The 17739-nt window shown below is 48.3% G+C and carries 9 protein-coding genes and 1 pseudogene; 8 read left to right on the top strand and 2 right to left on the bottom strand.

The window, feature by feature from the left end; all coding sequences use genetic code 11:
- Positions 1–5 precede the first annotated feature (5 nt).
- Positions 6–1154, bottom strand: a complete 1149-nt coding sequence (locus PsAD46_RS18710) for an iron-containing alcohol dehydrogenase (protein WP_063292488.1) — start codon at positions 1152–1154, stop codon at positions 6–8.
- Between the two features lie 507 nt (positions 1155–1661).
- Between PsAD46_RS18710 and PsAD46_RS18705 the strand changes: the two genes are divergently transcribed.
- The 7 genes and pseudogenes from PsAD46_RS18705 to PsAD46_RS28430 all read left to right on the top strand — a co-directional run.
- On the top strand, positions 1662–3695 hold the full coding sequence (locus PsAD46_RS18705; protein WP_063307589.1) for a hypothetical protein: 2034 nt from the start codon (positions 1662–1664) through the stop codon (positions 3693–3695).
- A gap of 142 nt (positions 3696–3837) precedes the next feature.
- Positions 3838–7248, top strand: a complete 3411-nt coding sequence (locus PsAD46_RS18700) for a multiheme c-type cytochrome (RefSeq protein ID WP_084404476.1) — start codon at positions 3838–3840, stop codon at positions 7246–7248.
- On the top strand, positions 7248–8066 hold the full coding sequence (locus PsAD46_RS18695; protein WP_063292490.1) for an FTR1 family protein: 819 nt from the start codon (positions 7248–7250) through the stop codon (positions 8064–8066). Before PsAD46_RS18700 ends, PsAD46_RS18695 begins: the two co-directional genes overlap by 1 nt.
- Positions 8050–9441, top strand: coding sequence for an FAD-dependent oxidoreductase (locus PsAD46_RS18690; protein WP_063307588.1), 1392 nt, complete (start codon positions 8050–8052; stop codon positions 9439–9441). The genes PsAD46_RS18695 and PsAD46_RS18690 overlap by 17 nt, the downstream gene beginning before the upstream one ends.
- A gap of 10 nt (positions 9442–9451) precedes the next feature.
- Positions 9452–10009, top strand: coding sequence for a hypothetical protein (locus PsAD46_RS18685; RefSeq protein WP_063307587.1), 558 nt, complete (start codon positions 9452–9454; stop codon positions 10007–10009).
- 1 nt (position 10010) lies between these two features.
- Positions 10011–11339, top strand: a complete 1329-nt coding sequence (locus tag PsAD46_RS18680) for a hypothetical protein (protein ID WP_153040785.1) — start codon at positions 10011–10013, stop codon at positions 11337–11339.
- 1768 nt (positions 11340–13107) lie between these two features.
- Positions 13108–13362: pseudogene (locus PsAD46_RS28430) on the top strand (transposase); the annotation flags it as partial.
- Positions 13363–13787: 425 nt separating this feature from the next.
- On the opposite strand, the gene torT reads toward PsAD46_RS28430, so the two are convergent.
- Positions 13788–14861: a TMAO reductase system periplasmic protein TorT gene (gene torT / locus PsAD46_RS18665; protein ID WP_084404475.1), complete on the bottom strand. Its 1074-nt coding sequence runs from the start codon at positions 14859–14861 to the stop codon at positions 13788–13790.
- Positions 14862–14880: 19 nt separating this feature from the next.
- Here torT and PsAD46_RS18660 point away from each other — a divergent pair, with 19 nt between their 5' ends.
- On the top strand, positions 14881–17727 hold the full coding sequence (locus tag PsAD46_RS18660; protein ID WP_063292495.1) for an ATP-binding protein: 2847 nt from the start codon (positions 14881–14883) through the stop codon (positions 17725–17727).
- Positions 17728–17739 lie beyond the last annotated feature (12 nt).

Here is a 17739-nt window from a genome sequence, read left to right as displayed (position 1 = left end):
TTGGCTCAGCGTGCTGAGTACACGATGTCTTTGATCACATTCGGCGTGATCTTTCCATGCTCACCGATGGCTTTTAAAAAGTCGCGGCTTTCGATGATGTGCATGAGCGTGTCGATGTCGTTTTGATCCGTAATGTTGGCATCTGACAGACGAATTGGCATGGCCAGTTGTTGGTAAAACTCTTCGATCGCATCAATCGTCTTCTCAGCCAGATCTTCAGATGGAGGCAGTGAGAACACTGCTGTTCCCATTTGCTCCAGTTTTGCGCGCTTCAGTTCAATCTGACTGCGCAAGAGGCTTGGTTGAATGATGGACAGTGTTTGGGCGTGGTCAATGCCGAAACACGCTGTCAGTTCATGTCCAATCTGGTGTGTTGCCCAATCTTGCGGCACACCACATGAGATGAGGCCATTTAAGCCCTGGTTTGCTGTATACATCAGATTTGCGCGCCATTCATCAGTATCGCGCTCGGGATAGCTCTTGCCCAGTTGAACGAGCGTTCGCAGTAATGCTTCCGCATATCCATCCTGTACCAATGCGCCGGTCGGGAAGGTCAAATATTGCTCGCAGACATGCACGAAGGCATCGATCAACCCGTTCCTGAGTTGGCGTTCTGGCAGTGTTTTCATGGTGTCTGGATCGAGAACCGAGAATGCAGGGAAAACAAGAGGAGAGCCGAAAGCGAGTTTTTCACCTGTCGACTTGCGGGTGATGACTGAGTTGCCGTTGGATTCAGAGCCTGTTGCAGGAAGGGTCAATACAGACGCGAGCGGTGTTGCCTTTTGAATGCGATGTTTACCGCTTGGAATGTCCCAGTGATCTCCGTCATAGTGTGCAGCTGCTGCTACAAACTTACAGCCGTCGACAACAGATCCTCCCCCAACTGCGAGGATGAAGTCCAGATCTTGTTCTTTCACTAGCTCTACGGCTTTTTCTAGGGTTTCGAAGTGTGGGTTGGCTTCGATGCCAGAAAATTCAACCACGGTGAAACCTTCAAGCGCGCTTAACGCTTGCTCGTAAACACCGTTCGCTTTGATCGATCCACCACCATAGGCCAACAAAATGCGGCTTCCAGTCGGGATCTGATCCCTAATTTCCGATATTTTCCCTTGACCAAACAAAAGTTTAGTTGGGTTTTGATAATTGAATTTCATTTGATTGCCCGGACAATTGAATTGTGCATACCGAACTTAATGCACTTTTCTCGGGTTTGAAGGGCCGAAGTGAAACTAATTCACTTAAATAATTTGTTGAATGATGAAAGAGACTGGACAGGTTGTTGAGAGTTCCTTCCTGTGTTCCCTTATGCATGGAATGCCGCTCTTCGCCCTGTATTGTTTATAGGCAGTGCTCTTTAGGACTTAACGAATTGTTTCGGCTTTGAGAATGGTGAAATGTGCAAATAGTTAGAATATGCAGCGTAGTCACTATTCCATATAACTCTTTGATTTTTTGAATAATTATAAAACATGAATATTTAAATCATATTTGACTTTTGTCATTTGCGAAAGGTGTTCTGTTTTCTATTTCTCGGATTGCAAATCATTCTCAATTGCGAGAAGGCGCCAGTTTTGCCCTGGTGATCCTATTGCATTGGAGGGGGATAGGGGAGGTTTGCTCATGTTGGGCTATCCCCCTCAAAAGAGATTCCGAGTTTAAGCATGTTGAATAAAACGGTACTTCTATCATTCGCATCAGCAGTGGCAATCAGCTCTGCAGCTCTTGCAGGTTCTACTGAAGTTAAAGTCGAGGTTTTAGACAAAACTTTTGATCCAGCGGGTGGTTTCCTGGCTTACACAGAGTTTGAGCTTTCTGGCGAACCTTTAGCGGAAGGTCTGGGGCTGGATTTGGATGTTCTGGACCCAAATCTCGTCAATCAGCCAACCGCTTTTGATTACACAGCCGGCATCGAGAGTTATGAATACTCTGAGGAGGCTATGTATGCGGTCAATTATCAGTCCAAGATGGGCCCACATATCGTAAACGGTCCACTAAACAAAGCGCGTGGCGGTTCACTTGAAAGCCTTGGCAAACGCGTGATTGAACTGGCCGGATCTGTTGCCTTCCCAGTGGAAGAAATTCCGCTCAACATGTACCCGATCACCTTCCCATACATCTCAGCGCTTCCTGAATTTGGTCAGGCAATTGACAGTTCTGTCGTCTCCAGCGATGAGGCGGATATTCTGACTGCTCACGGAAAATCTAAAACAGTAAAAATCGATATTCCGGCGTACTTCCGAGATTATGCTTCGCTCTCCTGGAAAGAGGAAGGCATGGACAAGTCTTTCAATCCCGGAGCTGCGGCAGGCATCATGTTGAAGGATGTCATGTGGGCACAGGATTTCCTCGGCGGTATGCACATAATAGCAGAGGATCTGGAAGTTGAGGCTGAAAGTTCTGTCATGGATCTGGATGGCATACACGCGCTCGGAGTATCCACGGCAGATGGTTTCAACGGCGTTATTCTAACTGAAATGCTCAATGACCGTATGATAACACTTCGTGATCAGTTTGGTTATGACGGTAAGATGCTTGGCGCAAAGCTGACCGCGTCTTATGATCCTGCTCAGGGCCCAATCTGGTTCCCACGTAAGGTTGCTGTGACTGAAAAGACCGAGAATGCCGTGAAAGCCATCGGGTCTTTAGAAGTCATTGACGGAGCATCCACTCTGCGTGACACATGGTTGATGTTGTGGCCGCTTTCTGAGATTTACGCATATAGCGACCAACGTACTGCAAACACAAACCAGAACCCGGCTTTTATCGCCGTGTTTGACGGTGCACCATTTGCTGCAGCTGCTGACCTGAACAAAGACAATGATCTAGTGAATGACATTGCTTCTGATGATGTCTTCTCCGCTGCAAGTGTTCTCACAAACGCTACTTTCAAAAACCTTGATGCGCTGCACTTCAACAAAGAAGCGGGCACTCTGGTTGATCGTTATGATGGCAAGCAGGGCTCCAAAGTTACCACTTATGATGCGGCATACGCTCTTCAGGCCTTGAACATTTTTCAGCGTTCTCAGGATGCACTAGCCGTTGGTTATGACTCCGCTGATGCGGGTGAGAGCCTGGAAACTGCACGCGGCAAGCGGGCGCTCGAACTGATTAAAGCGCAGGCAGATTTTATTCTGAAGAATTTGATCTCTGAAAATGGCCTCGCAGTTGATGGGTTTGAGATTGGTAAAGGCGCGAGCACGGAGCAAAGCCTGGGTACGCAGTTCGCTGTTGTTCATGGGTTAACCTCGGCATTCCTTGCAACAAAGGATGAGAGCTACAAAGAAGCAGCACGTAAGCTGTTCCTGACCATTGAAGCGAAGATGTATGACAATACGATTGGCACATACGCTGCTGTGCCAGGCCAACCAACTGAGCACACACCATACACCGCTGCTGCAATCAGTGCTGGACTGCGTAGTGCAATGCTTATTCTGCGCAACAGTGAAGGGGAGAATGAACCTCTATTGGACCTGGCAAGCCTGACGCAACGCTATGAAGGCTGGTTCCGCACTGTCATTAACGGTCGCAATGTGGACGAGGGCATGCAGCTTGCTGAATGGCTGGGAGACAGTGGCGAAAACGTTGTAGCTGGTAGTGAAGATCTGGACACGGATGCAGATGGTGTTCCGCAGATTGTGCAAGCTGGCACAGCTATGGTGATGGCCGGTAAGGTCAAAGTTTTTGCTGTAAAATAAGTAGTTTACCGCGATTTGAAACAGCCGGGGTGTAAAACATCCCGGCTTCTTCTGCCTGTTAACCTATGTCAAATGCGAGGCATTCGCATTTGACTATAGAGACAACAATCACAATAATCTGACGAAGAATCGATCCGCAGTCATGGATGATGCAAGCAAGAATAGCGTACCAGTCAATGGACCTAAGCCAGCACAACCCAGCGCAATAGAATTGTTCTGGAAGCGTCTCGGTTACAAGAGCAAACATGCTGAGTTTGTGCTTTACTTCCTCACTCTCAGTGGGTTGATGCTGTGGGATGTTGTTGGCCTTCCTTGGCAACTCATCCAACCTTCACTTGCCATCCATTTCATTGTCTCCCTTATCCTCTTTCCATTGTTTGTTCTTCCATTTTGGTTTTCTCATCGTGACCTGATCAAGAAGAACGGACGCCCGTTTCTTCGTAGAACAGGCCAGATGATTGAGATTGCCCTGGTACTGTTGGTTCTCAGCGGCATTTATCTCGCGTTTTTTGGCAATCGCGGCAACATGATGGGGCAGGTCGCATATTGGCTCCATCTGGTTCCAGCACTGCCGGTTTCGTTATTGGTGTTTCACCATGCCAAGCGCTATTCGATGGTTAAGGTTGCAGCTTGGATCTTCCCGTTTCTTCTGGCGCTGGCCGCACTCATGCTGCCAGCCTATGCTGCCGATGAAAGTAGCTCCCTTGTTCTCAGTAGTGAGGGCACAAAACTCATCTCAGCAAACTTTGATGCAGGCAGTGTCGCTGTTGTTGACCGCAGCTCTAACGAAGTGCTGCAAGAGATCAAGATCGGTGGTGAGCTACGCCGCATCGCGTTGGATGAAAAACAGCATATTGCAGGTGTAACGGACTACACGGGTGACCGTGTGGTTTTCATTGATCTGAACACAAGCAAAGTTCTCTCTGAGTTCAAGACTGACTATCGTCCATTTGGCATTATCTATGACAAGATCAACAACCTGTTCTGGGTTTCATTGTTTGAAGCGCACAAGATCATTGCAGTTGATCCGAGACAAGGCATCACTCAGGAAATCGACAGCGAAGAGACCCCGCGTGGTCTTGCTTTGCTCAGTGATGGTCGTCTGATCGTAACGCATGCCATGGTTGGCAAGGTCTCCATTTGGGATACCTCAGGGGCTAAGCTTACATTTTTGAAGACGATCAGTTTGGCTGAAACTCAGGACAACGACGAAGCTGTTTCGCAGGGTGTTCCGCGCATTCTGGATGATATTGCAGTAAGCCCGGATGAGAGCGAGGCCTGGTTGCCACACGTTCTTTGGAACTTTGACCATCCTTTCCAGTTTCAATCCACCGTGTTTCCGAGTGTCTCATTGTTGAGCCTTGAACAAGGGCAAGAGACAGAAGTTGCTGAGCGCCGCAAGCACCTCTTCAAGCAAATCAACATTATTGATACCAACAATCGCACCCGCATTGTTTCAAACCCTCATGATGCTGAATTCTCCGAGGACGGTAAAAAAGTTTACGTTACATTGGCTGGAAGCGAAGACTTGATGGTCTTTGATCTGACCCGCAGAACAGCCCTGACCAGCAAGAAGAAGCGCCGAGCGCGCCGCAAGGGCAAACTGAACCAAGGTGGGGCAAAAGTCATGCAGATCTTTCGCCACATTCCGGGCAACAATCCGCGCGGGTTGGTTGTTTCGGGGCAGGACATCTTCATACAAAACGCAATGACGCTTGATCTTGTAGCGCTGAAGAGAGGTGGGGACGGCCCGTTTGCGCGCGTCACTCTGAGTGAGCAAGCTCCAGTTCCACTGGTGCAGAGCGATCCGGTTGAGGCCAAGCTACGCAGAGGTAAGACCCTTTTCAACAGCGGCAACACAGATGATTCAAAACTAACGCCGACCACTGGTGACTTTTGGATGAGCTGTCAGAGTTGCCACGTGGATGGCTTCAACTTCACCAATGGCTATCTTTATCGATCCACACCAACCAAAAAGTTTGATCGCGCCACAATTGGCCACGACAATTTAAACAATATGATCTCCGGTAACTTCATTGGTGACTACTTGCGCATCATGCAAAAGACGCAAGGTGGTATGGGCCATGACGACCGTGATGGAGCCTTGCAGATCAATCCGGATGAACCGTCAGAACCGGTCAAACGCGATATGGAGGCTCTGCAAGCTTTCATCACATCACGTGGAAACCTACCGCTGAATGCAAGTTGGATACGCCTTGATGATGATCGGAAGGTTCTACATGAGAAGGATTGGGTGAACTCAGCCGCCTGTGCGTCCTGCCATTCTGACATGTTTGAGCAATGGGCAGATTCAAACCACCGTCTGATGGGAGAATCTAACCCATACTTCATGGTCGTGAAATCCGTTGCAGAACAGACGGAAGGTAAGGACTTCGGCAAATGGTGTCTTGGCTGTCATGAGCCGCAGGAACAGTTCACCGAGCCAAAGGCGGTTCCGCAAGAAGGACATATGTTTGAGAAGGGTGGTGCCAGCCTCTTTGAAGCCCTTGAGACGGGCGTACCGGATTCAGATGAAGGCACGGGCTGCTTATTCTGCCATCGTATCACTCGTATTGAAGCAGCTATGGGGCAGACGGCAGGCACCAACGCCAGCTTTACCGTCAATGTGAAAGATAGAGAAAAGTATATCTTTGAAGACAACGACAACGCACTGCTGCACTGGGTGGGTAACCGTCAGATCAACGCCAAGCCCGAAGTGCATGCCAAGTCGTACTCTCAGCCATTTTACAAGGATTCTGCTCTGTGTAGCACCTGCCATAATGAGGTGGCTCCAGGCACAGGTAGTGTCATCGTGAACACCTACGGTGAGTGGGAAAAATCCTCCTACAACAATCCAGCAGATCCCTCCAAGAACCGCACTTGCATCAGCTGTCACATGATGGCTGACGTGCAAAAGATCGGTGAGAATGTCCCGGGCATTTCTACAGATGGGGGCAAGGTGAAAGAGAATGTGGTGACACACCAGTTCACGGGTGCCAATCACCATCTTGTCGGCCTGCGCAATAAGAAGCTCTCAGACATGAGCATTGAGCTTTTGCGAACTGCTGCTGAGTTGGAAAGCTACATCGACGAAAACGGGAAACTGATCGTTCGTGTCAAAAATGTCGGAGCAGGGCATGCCTTACCAACCGGCGTTGCTGACTTTCGTCAGCTTTGGCTGGATGTGACCGTGAAAGACGCAAGTGGCAAGGTTGTTCTGGAAGATGGCAAGATGGATGATAAGGGCGTCGTACCAACCGATGCTCGTATGTTCCAGAAGGTCTTTGGCGACAAGGATGGCAAGCCCGTCGGCCTGCTCTTCTGGCGTTATGAAAAAATGCTGAAAGATACCAAGATCCCAGCGAATGGTTACCGGGATGAAGCCTTTGCATTGCCAAAAGAAGCTACTTATCCGCTCAGCGTGGAAGTAAAGATGATGTTCCGCATCTATCCGCAGTGGGTGACCGATGCAGTACGCCAATCCTACCCAGATCTACCAAATCCAGAAGCTGTTGTTATGGCTGAACTTACTCAAACACTGGAGCGGCCATAATGTTTGCCAGTTTTCTGATCACATTTCGCGAAGGGCTGGAAGCCTTTCTGTTGGTTGGCATCATCCTGTCTTACATGCACAAACTTGGCGTGCGGCATTTCAATAAATACGTCTATCTTGGTGTTGTACTTGGATTGATCGTATCACTGGCGTTGGCCTTTGTTTTCCAGGTGGTGATTGACCAGTTTTCCAATCAACACTATCAGCACCTGCTGATGATCTTCATTCTACTTTTCGCCACGCTGGTGCTGAGCTACATGGCGATCTGGATGCATAAACAGGCCAAGGCACAGGTCGACCATGTAAAAAAGAAACTGGAATTCCACATCTCCTCGGGCAACCTGTGGGGCATGGTGTTTCTTGCGTTCATTGCGGTGCTGCGAGAAGGGTTTGAGACCGTATTGTTTTTCTCTGCTCTCATGTATTCAGGGCAGGGCGTGACATTGGAGAACGGTCTGATTGGGGCAACTATCGGTCTTGTTGCATCCATCCTGCTGGTTTGGATTATGATGCGTGGCACCCGCGAAGTTCCGATTGCTCCGTTCTTCAAATACACCAGCTTGCTGATCATTATCATCGCAGCCGGATTGTTCTCGTCTGCCATCAATATGCTGCAGGCGATTGATGTTGTTCCGATTTTGATGGAGCAGATCTTCAACATCTCGTTTATTTTGGATGATCAGGGCACCTTTGGCACTTTCATGCGGGCGCTGTTTGGGTACAACGCGTCGCCAACGCTGATCCAGTTTACGAGCTGGGTACTTTATCTTGGACTATTCCTGAGTTTCTGGAGCCGCGGCTATGCTCAAAAAGCCTGAACATGTTTTGGTGTTGGGGGCGGGGCCTGCTGGTCTGACAGCAGCAATCCGCTTGCTGGAAGCTGGTATTCAGGTCACCGTGCTTGAAAAGGCTTCAAAAGAAGGGGGCCAAAGCGGCACAACAACGTTTGAAGGTCGCCATGGGACCTATCGCTTTGACTACGGCGGCCACCGCTTTATCACTCACAACGCGCAATTGCTAAAACTGGTTGAAGAGCTGGTTGGCGATGACCTGTTGACCAGCCAACGCAAAAGCGTCATTCGCTTTCAGGATCGTACCTACGATTATCCATTAGCCATGGGCAACATCCTGAAAACGGCGCCAGCCTCATTATTGGTTGGTGCGGTAAAAGACTTGGCACTTTTGCCATTCGGTAAGCCCATGGACGATAACTTCGCAACATGGATCACCAGTCGGTTCGGTAAGACGCTCTATAAAAACTTCTTTGAAGGATACACAGCTAAACTCTGGGGTATGGATCCGGTCGACCTGTCCGCAGACTGGGCTGGTCAACGCATAAGTCTGTTGGACTTGAAAGATGTTGCCAAACGACTTTTGCCAATCGGGAACGACACCCCTCGCACCTATGCCAGAAGCTATCGCTACCCTAAGTATGGATTTGGTGCCATTTTTGAACGCATGGCCCAAAAGGTTGAAGCGCTTGGCGGCGAGATTATCTTTGATGCAGCTGTCGATGGCTTTGACTACGCAGCAAATAAAATTAGTGCCGTGAAAGCAGGGGGCTCTTCCTATCCAGCAGATGCTGTGCTCTCCACGCTCTCCTTGCCTTACATGGTTAACATGACAGGTGGCGAGAGTGCGTTAGCATTCAGAGGATTGCGGTTCTTTAATATGCCTCTTGAAATGGACAACCTCTCAGACTGCACATGGCAGTATCTGTCAGATCCCGACATAATAGCAACGCGATTGCAGGAGCCAAAACGACGCTCACCGTTCATGGCTCCCAAGGGGCACACCTCTGCAATGTTAGAGATCCCATGCGACCCGGGGAGCGAACTGTGGGAGATGGACAACCAGCAGATGTTTGCTCAAGCGTGTGGTGTCTTGAATAAGCTTGGCATCAATAGCGCAGCAGCCACAGGTGAATACTTCTCTACTTATCAGCGGCAGGCCTATCCGCTGATGACAGTGGGATATGAGAAGAACCGTGCTAACGCAATTGCCCACCTCAATCAGTTTCAAAATCTGATCCAGTGTGGGCGGCAAGGTACCTTCCGCTACATCTTCACAGACACCTCTATGGAGATGGGGCAGATGGCTGCTGATGCGTTGATTAGCGAAAAGGATCAGCGCTCTACCATCTATGAGCATCGTAGTGAAAGAACCGTTATTGAAACGGAAAGTGTGGCTTAGGAGACCAGTCGTGGTGAGAATATTTTATGCATTGCTTATGTCTTTGCTTATTACTGGTCAGGCGCATGCTTACTCTTATGCTGCTGCTGGCAAGGAGCCTCTGATTGATGCGCGGGAAGCCATCTATAAAGCTGTGAACGCCGGGGACTTTGAAGCAGCGAAGTTAGCTGCCAACGAGATCTCAGAGGAACTTGCCTATTTGACGACTGATTATGACAGTGGGCTGTCTGAAGCATTTGAAAACGCCTTAGCCTCTCAAGATACAGCGACAATCGCAGTTGCTATCAATCGCGTTTTTGTTGCGGAGATTACCCGTCGTTTGCAAGCAGGTTCCGAAAACTTGAAAGACTATCAGACCGCTAAAGTTCTTGTTGTCAAATCAAAACGCTTCTTCGATGCCATGGCGGGGGAGTTACCAGGCAAGCGACGTCAAGCTGTAGATGAAAGCCTTCGCCAAGCACTTGAAGCCATTGGGAATCCTGGCGTGTTTGGAGTTGGTAAACGAGAGGCAGATCCTGCCGCTTACAATGCTGCTGTTGAGGACGTCTTAAAGGCGTTGGCAAACTAGTATGTTGCGACTTGGCTGGGGCGCAGCTCTCTTTTGCTACGTGACTTTGTCCATTTGGTTGCTCCGCCACACACCAAGCATCCCAAGTGATGACGCCTATTTCTTTGTTAATGGCACAGTTCGCTTCAGTGTACTTGAGTTCAGGCCACATTTTCCGGGGTATCCGGGATTTATAGTGCTGAGCAAACTGCTTGTTTTGATCGGCTTGAGTGCGAAGCAAGCAGTCTTCTACCTGAGCCTATTTTCTGCACTGTCTTTACCTCCTTTTGCAGCATGGACTACCCAAGCCTGGGGAGCATCTCATAGAGGTGTGCTGCTGGCCTTCTTCGCAGTTTTAACGCAGCCTTTCCTTCCGCTTGTCGCATTAAGTATGATGAGTGATGCAACAGGTATTGCATTCTTTCTTGCAGCCTTGGCTTTTATGGGTAGAGGCAAACACATCAGGGCAGGGTGCTTTGCAGGGTTTGCCCTAGCCTGCCGGCCATCTTTCATTGTTCCAGTTGCTCTGGCCTTAATCACTGAGTGGTATTTGAAAAAAGAGGCTCGCACAAAACTTTTTATCGCAAGTGCCAGCACGCTGCTCTTATTCTTCGGAGGGGTGTTCCTGCTAGAAGGCGAGGCTTACCTGATTGAAGCGCTGCGGTTCACCGAAGGTCATTTCACCGTCTGGGGTAACACGTCGTTTGAGCAAACCTTCGAACGTGAAGGCTGGTTGGATGCCTTTGAAAAAGAACCCATTGCTCTTGCAAGCTTGCTCTCTCTTCTCCTCATAGCTGCCCTTGCTTTCATAACCCGCCCCAAACTCACAGCCTTGCTGATAGCAGCAGCAGCTGCCGTACTCTGGACACTACTTGCCCAAAACCCCGAAAACCTCCGCCACGTGCTCCTACCTGCCATTTTGCTGGTGATTTGGTTGGTGAATTCGAACCTGAGCCCCATCACTCTTTCCCTGCTAGCTATTTCATTACTACAGCTTGGCTTATGGTCGCAATTTCTCTTTCAATCACCAACACTAGCCCCACTACAACGTGTTACAAATGACCTTCTTCTCCAACCTAGCGGTCTACTGGTGACAAATCATGGAGTATCTTTTTTGCAAGATCACTTGAAACAACATCAAGTTCTTGATGCCTACTTCATCGCCAGCACGGAAGCTCAAATATCGATTGCCCCGACACAACCGAACTGGCGATTGTTTTCTTTAAACTTGAAAGGAGAGCCTCCCGACATCAAAGGTTGCTATAGGACACGTATTTTGGGTGATAATGTTTATTGTCTTTTAATCGCCCAAGCGGAATATTTAAAGTTAAATAAAAATTATATTTACTAAGAAGTGTTGATTGAAGTGCACTTAAAGAAACAAGGTTTAAGTTGATAAATATTGATAATGTTAAGTATCAAGATGTGTACCGAGCAGTGGGTTGCTGATTTGATGTCTCTTTAGTTGTTGTGGAGCATTGATTTACGATATAAGTGTTTTATGAATACTAATTGTAGGATTGTAGAAATTACTGCGTTGAGAAGAAACATTTTTCGTGCTTGATATCATGCACTCACTTACATGTGCTGACACAGAACAGTAGACATTTAGTTTACAATTTATGAGGAGTTGAATGTTGTCTAGCTCATATCCTAAAAAAGAGCTACCAAGGTTGGTGCAATCTGTCAGGTTTTCAGATGAAGAGGCATGCCTACGCCTGAATGTTAGAAAACAAACAGTGAGTGTGGCAAGATCAGCAAAAAGCATTTACTTCGGGATAGCAAGCTTAAAAAGGGGCTGTAAGTTTTACCAAATGGTACAATTTATTGCGCAATACCGCATATATGAAGGCCGTGTTGGCTGTTTTGGCGAAGGTTCGTGATGGAGATGATCCATTAGTAAGTTGTGAAACACTGCAAACAACTCTAGCGGTAGATACTTTTTGGATATGGATATGAGCAAACATGGGTCACTTCATAACAAGCCCAAAGGAAGAAAGACGTTGAACGCTTCATCAATTGGTGTATTTGCGACTGAGGCAAATAAAACTCACTCTATTGGGCGGTAGGAAGGCACCATTCGTTGAGTATATTTCTTCAACAAGTTTAATAAATTATAGTGATCCTATCGAAGGCATTCAACTTGGCTGAGGTGTAAAGATTATGGCTGAGCACAATAATCCTGTTTAATAGGCCAAACGCTATAGAGAAAATAATAAGAAGAGTTTCCTATCAGAAGATATGTAAAATCTGATGCAAAGCATTGAATTTGCCGAGACCGATGGTTTGCCTTGGATCATAAAGGCCAGGAAAGAAACCAGTGAGAACTTGTACAAATGTGTTTCAAAGCGGAAGGCCTTTTAGTCCGATATTATACATAATCGGGGGCGTCCTTCACGAGAGGTTAGCTCCTGTTAAATAGCAGTATATTGCTACAAGGATGGGAGAGAACCATGGAATACTATGCTGGTTTAGATGTGTCTTTGCGGTCTATTTCGATCTGTGTGATTGACGGCGAAGGTAACATTGTATTTTAATGCCAGGTTGGCTGTGTGGTTAATATCATTGCTAGCTGTTTGGCAAAAGCATGGCTTCCGATCACTTGTATTGGCTTTTGAAGCGGGAACAATAAGCCAACCATTGTTCTATGGCCTACAAGAATGATGCGCGCGGCATAGCGCAAGTCTTGCGCTCTGGCTGGTATAACCCAGTGCATATGAAGAGCTGTTGCTCGCATGCAATGCGCACGCCCATAGTAGTCGCAAGGTATGCTTGCGTAAATGCGTAGATCTGGCAAATGAGGTACGCGGGCACCTAAAGGCTTATGGCCTATGCCTACCGGAACAGGTTAAATACCCACGCTTTGATGCAACAGTCCGACCGTTTATCGAAGCCAATCCAGATTTGAGCCTGGCTCAGGTTCCGCTGCTGGACGCGCGGTTTGCTTTACTGCAAACGTATCAAGAGTTAGATAAGCGCGTTAAACACGCTGCACACACCAACTCAGTTTGCTTGGACTGCTGGAAATCTAGGGAGACGGCCCAATGACCGCGCTGGCATTTGTCGCTGCGTTAGATGACCCAGCGCGGTTAAGGAGTTCGTGAACGGTTGCTTCCCATTTCGGCTTAACGCCAAGGCGGATTCAGTCAGGAGAAATCGATAACCGCGGTCAGATCTCCAAATCAGGGGACATGGGGGTCCGCTCTGCCATTTATACTGCTGCCGATGCGATGCTAACCTGCTGTACCGGCGGATCCAGCATCATGAGCTGCGGGATGCGTTTGATGCGTACCAAGGGGCGGCGTCGTGCAGTCGTGGCCGTTACTCGGAAACTGGCAGTTGTGGTGCGCCGTATGTGGGGTGATGATACTTAGTTCTGTCGTGATGGCTTGGAGGTTGCATCATGATTTAGTCGCACTTCAAAATCACGATGGGATCGTCCTCTCTGGACGAGGTTTGTAGATAAAGCCGAAAATGGCTGCTGCACCATAAAAGCGCATCCATTAGCGTAGCTCTCGACAACCATTCTGGCATATGCATGCAGCCGCTCAAAATTAAGGACGACCCAGACTGTGAAGAGAAACGTGACCCGGAGATGGATATGATCTGAATGAAATGGAAAAAGAGCTTGACCTCAGCGCCCGATTAGAGAAGCGGCTATTCCTAGAGGTTCGTGCTTACGAATTACGCGACTCTGACAGTACCTTTGTTGTGCAAACTGAAAACAGTGCGTGTCTCATTAATCACCTATTACGACATCACAATGTTGCGATCACCAATCAGTTTATGCATCAATTGCCTACCTAAAAGCTTCCGAAACAATGGCCCACTTGTCTGCTGGAAGCGTTTTGGGTGTCGTAATTTGAATTGTTGGGCCTACTTGCTTGTTTTTTAGAGAGCCAGTCAGCAATTTTGTTGCTTGGTCGGCGGCGAGCCAGCCTTGGAGGACGGGGAAGTCTACGACTGATGCGGCGATTTTGCCTGAGCGGAGGCCGCGTTTTACTGCGTGAGAGTAATAGGTTGCGTAGATCTTTGGCTTTGATGCACAGGGGATGAGATTGATGAGGGACATGGCAGCTTCTGCGGCAGGGGCGCTTCCAACCAGGATGTCGTTGGGGCCGCACTCAGCAACAGCAGCTTCTACCTGCTGGAACTGATTGTGGTAGTCGCTGTCTGCCTCAAAGTTCTTGATGACGGTGATGCGATCAGACTTCAAGCCTTCTCTAAGGCCTCTTTCTAAAATTGGAGCCCAACCAGAAGATGAGGGGCCTGACACCATTCTGACCGTAAACTGACGGTCTGGTTCTTTGGGCAAGTCGCTGACGATCTTCTCTCCCAGCATCTGCCCCATACGCTCCCAGGAGACAGCTATTTTTGCACTCAAATCAGGAGAGGCAAGGTCATTCACAAGAGCGATAACCGGTACTTGCTGCGTAGCCTTTGAAACAGCTTTAAGTAGTTTAGGCGCATTTGCGCTGACAGCACCAATTACGATTGCATCGTGTCCTTTGGAAACACAGGTGCGGATTTGTTCTACCTGACGGTCTAGATTTAGGTAGCCACCTGCTTCATGCCAATCAAAGCTCAGCTGTAGTTGCTTTGCCTTCTCCTGAAATCCAGAGTGAACGCTTATCCAGTATTCATCTTTCATATGAGGGACGAGAACGCAAACGGAGAAGCCTTTTCCAGAAGCCTTGGAGGGAGTGTATGTAGCCGATTGAGCAGGGCTTGAAAAATCAAATGGTATTTTGTGGGCTTCAATAGGTAAATCAAAGTCCTGTGCTGTACTTTGGCCTACAAATGAGAGGAGGCACAGCAATAGTGTTGCAGTCGCGATGATGCACTGGCCAAATTGAGTTACTGGAAACTTCATTGAATATCAGGAGCCTAAGGTGAGATTTGATAGACAGATTAAGCTGATCTTCTCAACACTTGCAGGCCTCTCCCTTCTTACCGCCATTCTGGCTTTTGGAAGTGTACTGTATCTGAGCCAAACCTATCAGGCGTTGATGCAAAGCAATATTCGTCTGACCACGGCGAGTGGCGCTTTGGGGCGTTCATCAGAAACAGTGGCCCAACTGTCTCGCGATTTTTCTCTTGCTCGACATGAAGGTGAGATTATTCGCCTTGGCGGTGAGCTTGAAAGTGAAGTTGTTACCATACAGCAAGATTTGGCTTCGGTTTCCGTTCTGGAGGCGACGAAGTTCAATACAACGGTTGTTCGTGATAACGCACTAGCTCTTGTTACAGAAACACAAAACCTTCTTGGATTGTCCCGCCAAATCAAAGCATTCGATGTCCGGTTACAAAACTTGAGCCGGGAAGGCCTTGAGGCGCTGTCTGAACTGACGGTCATTGGTGATAATCTGGTTTCCAACGCGCGAGTGGGTGTTTCGATCGACATTACGTCTCTTTACGACCAGCAAAGTCAGGAAAAAAAAGAACAGAAACTTGATAAGCTGGTTGATGAAGATTTCTTTCTTTTGGAACGAATGATCGAATTCAGACAGGCCGCAATCACGCTTCAGAGCCTTTTGCAGACCGTACGCTTTTCCCTTGTTAAGGAGGAGCGCGAACAATTCCTGAGAGACGCAACTGCGCAATTGAAGCGACTTGAAGGGCGCGCCTTGCTCATTCGCGGTCCGGATTGGGCCGATCAGGTTGAGCGACGATTGAGTGAACTCAATGAAATTTTCTCTCCCTCTGAACTTACAGAGATTCTGATGGGTGAGATCGATTTGCGGCAAAAGGCGCTCAATACAAGTAGAAGCGTGAGCATCAGGTCTCAGGAGCTATCCCGCAGTTTGGGATCACTGATTGTTCTCAATCAGGAATACGCAGAAAGCCAACAAAAGAGCCTGAGCTATAAGGTGGAATGGATCCTGATTGGTTTTTCGGGCCTTGTGCTGATTGTGCTTGGCATCGCAGCTTCCATATTCATTTTTGCCAATAGAAGAATTGTTGCTCGTTTGCGATCCATCGCTTCTGGAATTGTTGCACTTGCGAGAGATGATTTCACGCAGGCGATTCACAGAACCTCCCGAGATGATCTTGGGGGACTGGAGCGTGCGGTGGAAATTCTCTACGGCAAGGTACGTCATAACCATCAGTTGAAGTTAGACCTGCAAACGAGCAAACGAGAGCTGGAAGACAAAGTTGAAGAACGCACCCAGCAGTACTTAGAGGAAGCTCGACAAAGTGATGAAGCCCGGGCGCAGGCGGAGCAGGCAACACGGTCTAAATCTGAATTTCTTGCAGTGATGAGCCATGAGATCCGAACACCGCTGAATGGTGTGATTGGCATGCTCCGCCTTATCGAACATGACGTATCTGATCCAATCAAAGGTCGCATGACTATCGCACGAAAATCTGCGCAAGATCTTCTGGCGATTGCTAATGATCTTCTGAACTACGAGCGATACCGAGAAGAGCGCGTTGATATCAACAAACTACACTTTTCACTGGATGACTTTATTGCGCAGGTGGCTGATCTGGCAAAAACGGATGCGATAGAGAAAGGCCTGCACCTAGATATCAAAATCTCTCCGCTCGTCCCACGCGTTGTCTTTGGGGATGCATCCAAGTTGAGGCAGATATTGATTAACCTGCTTTCCAATGCAGTCAAATACACTGAGTCTGGCCGGATTTTTTGGGAGATAGATCAACGACCCGGTGAAGAAGAAGGCACATTCCTACTCATCTTCTCAATTACAGATACTGGCATCGGCATTGCAGCAGACCAATTGGAGCACATCTTCGATGTTTATGAGCATAAACCAAACAGCTACGGCAATAAACGCTTCAGCGCAGGGTTAGGGCTCACAGTTTGCCGCCGTTTAACCGAAGCGCTTTCGGGTATTCTGACCGTTGAAAGCGAACCTGAAGTCGGGTCTTGTTTTAAACTGATCGTGCCTGTTGAAGAGGGAACACTTTCAGAAATTGCCAGTGATCAGGAGAATGAGATTGAGCAAAATTTGGGGCTGAGCGTGCTGGTCGTGGAAGACCACTCTGTCAGTCGCATGGTTGCTCGTGGCTATCTGGAAAAGATGGGATGTGAAGTCACCGAAGCGCAAGATGGAGCTGCAGCTTTGAAGGCTTATGAGGAAAAGCAGTTTGATGCTGTGCTGCTAGATCTGGACCTGCCTGATATCACTGGTGTTGAAACCGCCCGCAGAATGCATGAGCTTACAAGCGCCAATCAAAAACTCCCTCGATTGATTGCGGTTACGGCTCACAAACTCAGAGATATGAGTGCTCTGGAAGCAGCAAACATCACGCAGTTTGTGCAAAAACCGATATCTCCGAGCAATCTTGTCGCGGCTCTTCAAAACGTCAGTTCAGATAAACTGCTCTCAGAAGATATTGGTGACGCGGCTCCTTCTATCGATGCCGTGAAAACCGGTCTGATTGAGGACATTCGATACATAGGCGAGGACAATGTTATGGCCATTCTTGCCGACTTCTTCGCGAAGACACCCCAGGATGTTGAAGAGCTAAAGCAGGCTTTCGCAGCTGGTGACATGAAGAAGTTAGCGCATCTCGCTCACCGCTTGAAAGGAGCTGTCTCCAACTTCAATCTTACTCGAAGCGTGCAATTACTTGGAGATCTTGAAGTGATGGCCGGAGATCTACCCGCCGATCAAATCAAGCTTACTCCGGTATTGTCAATGCTGGATGAGGAGCTGAGCCATTTACAGGAGACGGCTTTACATCTCGGACTTAAACCCTTTGAAGACTGATCTTCTGATTGC

Source organism: Pseudovibrio sp. Ad46 (assembly GCF_001623065.1).
GTDB lineage: Bacteria > Pseudomonadota > Alphaproteobacteria > Rhizobiales > Stappiaceae > Pseudovibrio.
This window is presented reverse-complemented; position numbering and strand designations above follow the sequence as displayed.

What these genes read in the sequence shown, in the direction of transcription:
- PsAD46_RS18710 (WP_063292488.1), bottom strand. Translation starts at nt 1,154, where the DNA reads ATGAAATTCAATTATCAAAACCCAACTAAACTTTTGTTTGGTCAAGGG.
- PsAD46_RS18705 (WP_063307589.1), top strand. Translation starts at nt 1,662, where the DNA reads ATGTTGAATAAAACGGTACTTCTATCATTCGCATCAGCAGTGGCAATC.
- PsAD46_RS18700 (WP_084404476.1), top strand. Translation starts at nt 3,838, where the DNA reads ATGGATGATGCAAGCAAGAATAGCGTACCAGTCAATGGACCTAAGCCA.
- PsAD46_RS18695 (WP_063292490.1), top strand. Translation starts at nt 7,248, where the DNA reads ATGTTTGCCAGTTTTCTGATCACATTTCGCGAAGGGCTGGAAGCCTTT.
- PsAD46_RS18690 (WP_063307588.1), top strand. Translation starts at nt 8,050, where the DNA reads ATGCTCAAAAAGCCTGAACATGTTTTGGTGTTGGGGGCGGGGCCTGCT.
- PsAD46_RS18680 (WP_153040785.1), top strand. Translation starts at nt 10,011, where the DNA reads ATGTTGCGACTTGGCTGGGGCGCAGCTCTCTTTTGCTACGTGACTTTG.
- torT (WP_084404475.1), bottom strand. Translation starts at nt 14,861, where the DNA reads ATGAAGTTTCCAGTAACTCAATTTGGCCAGTGCATCATCGCGACTGCA.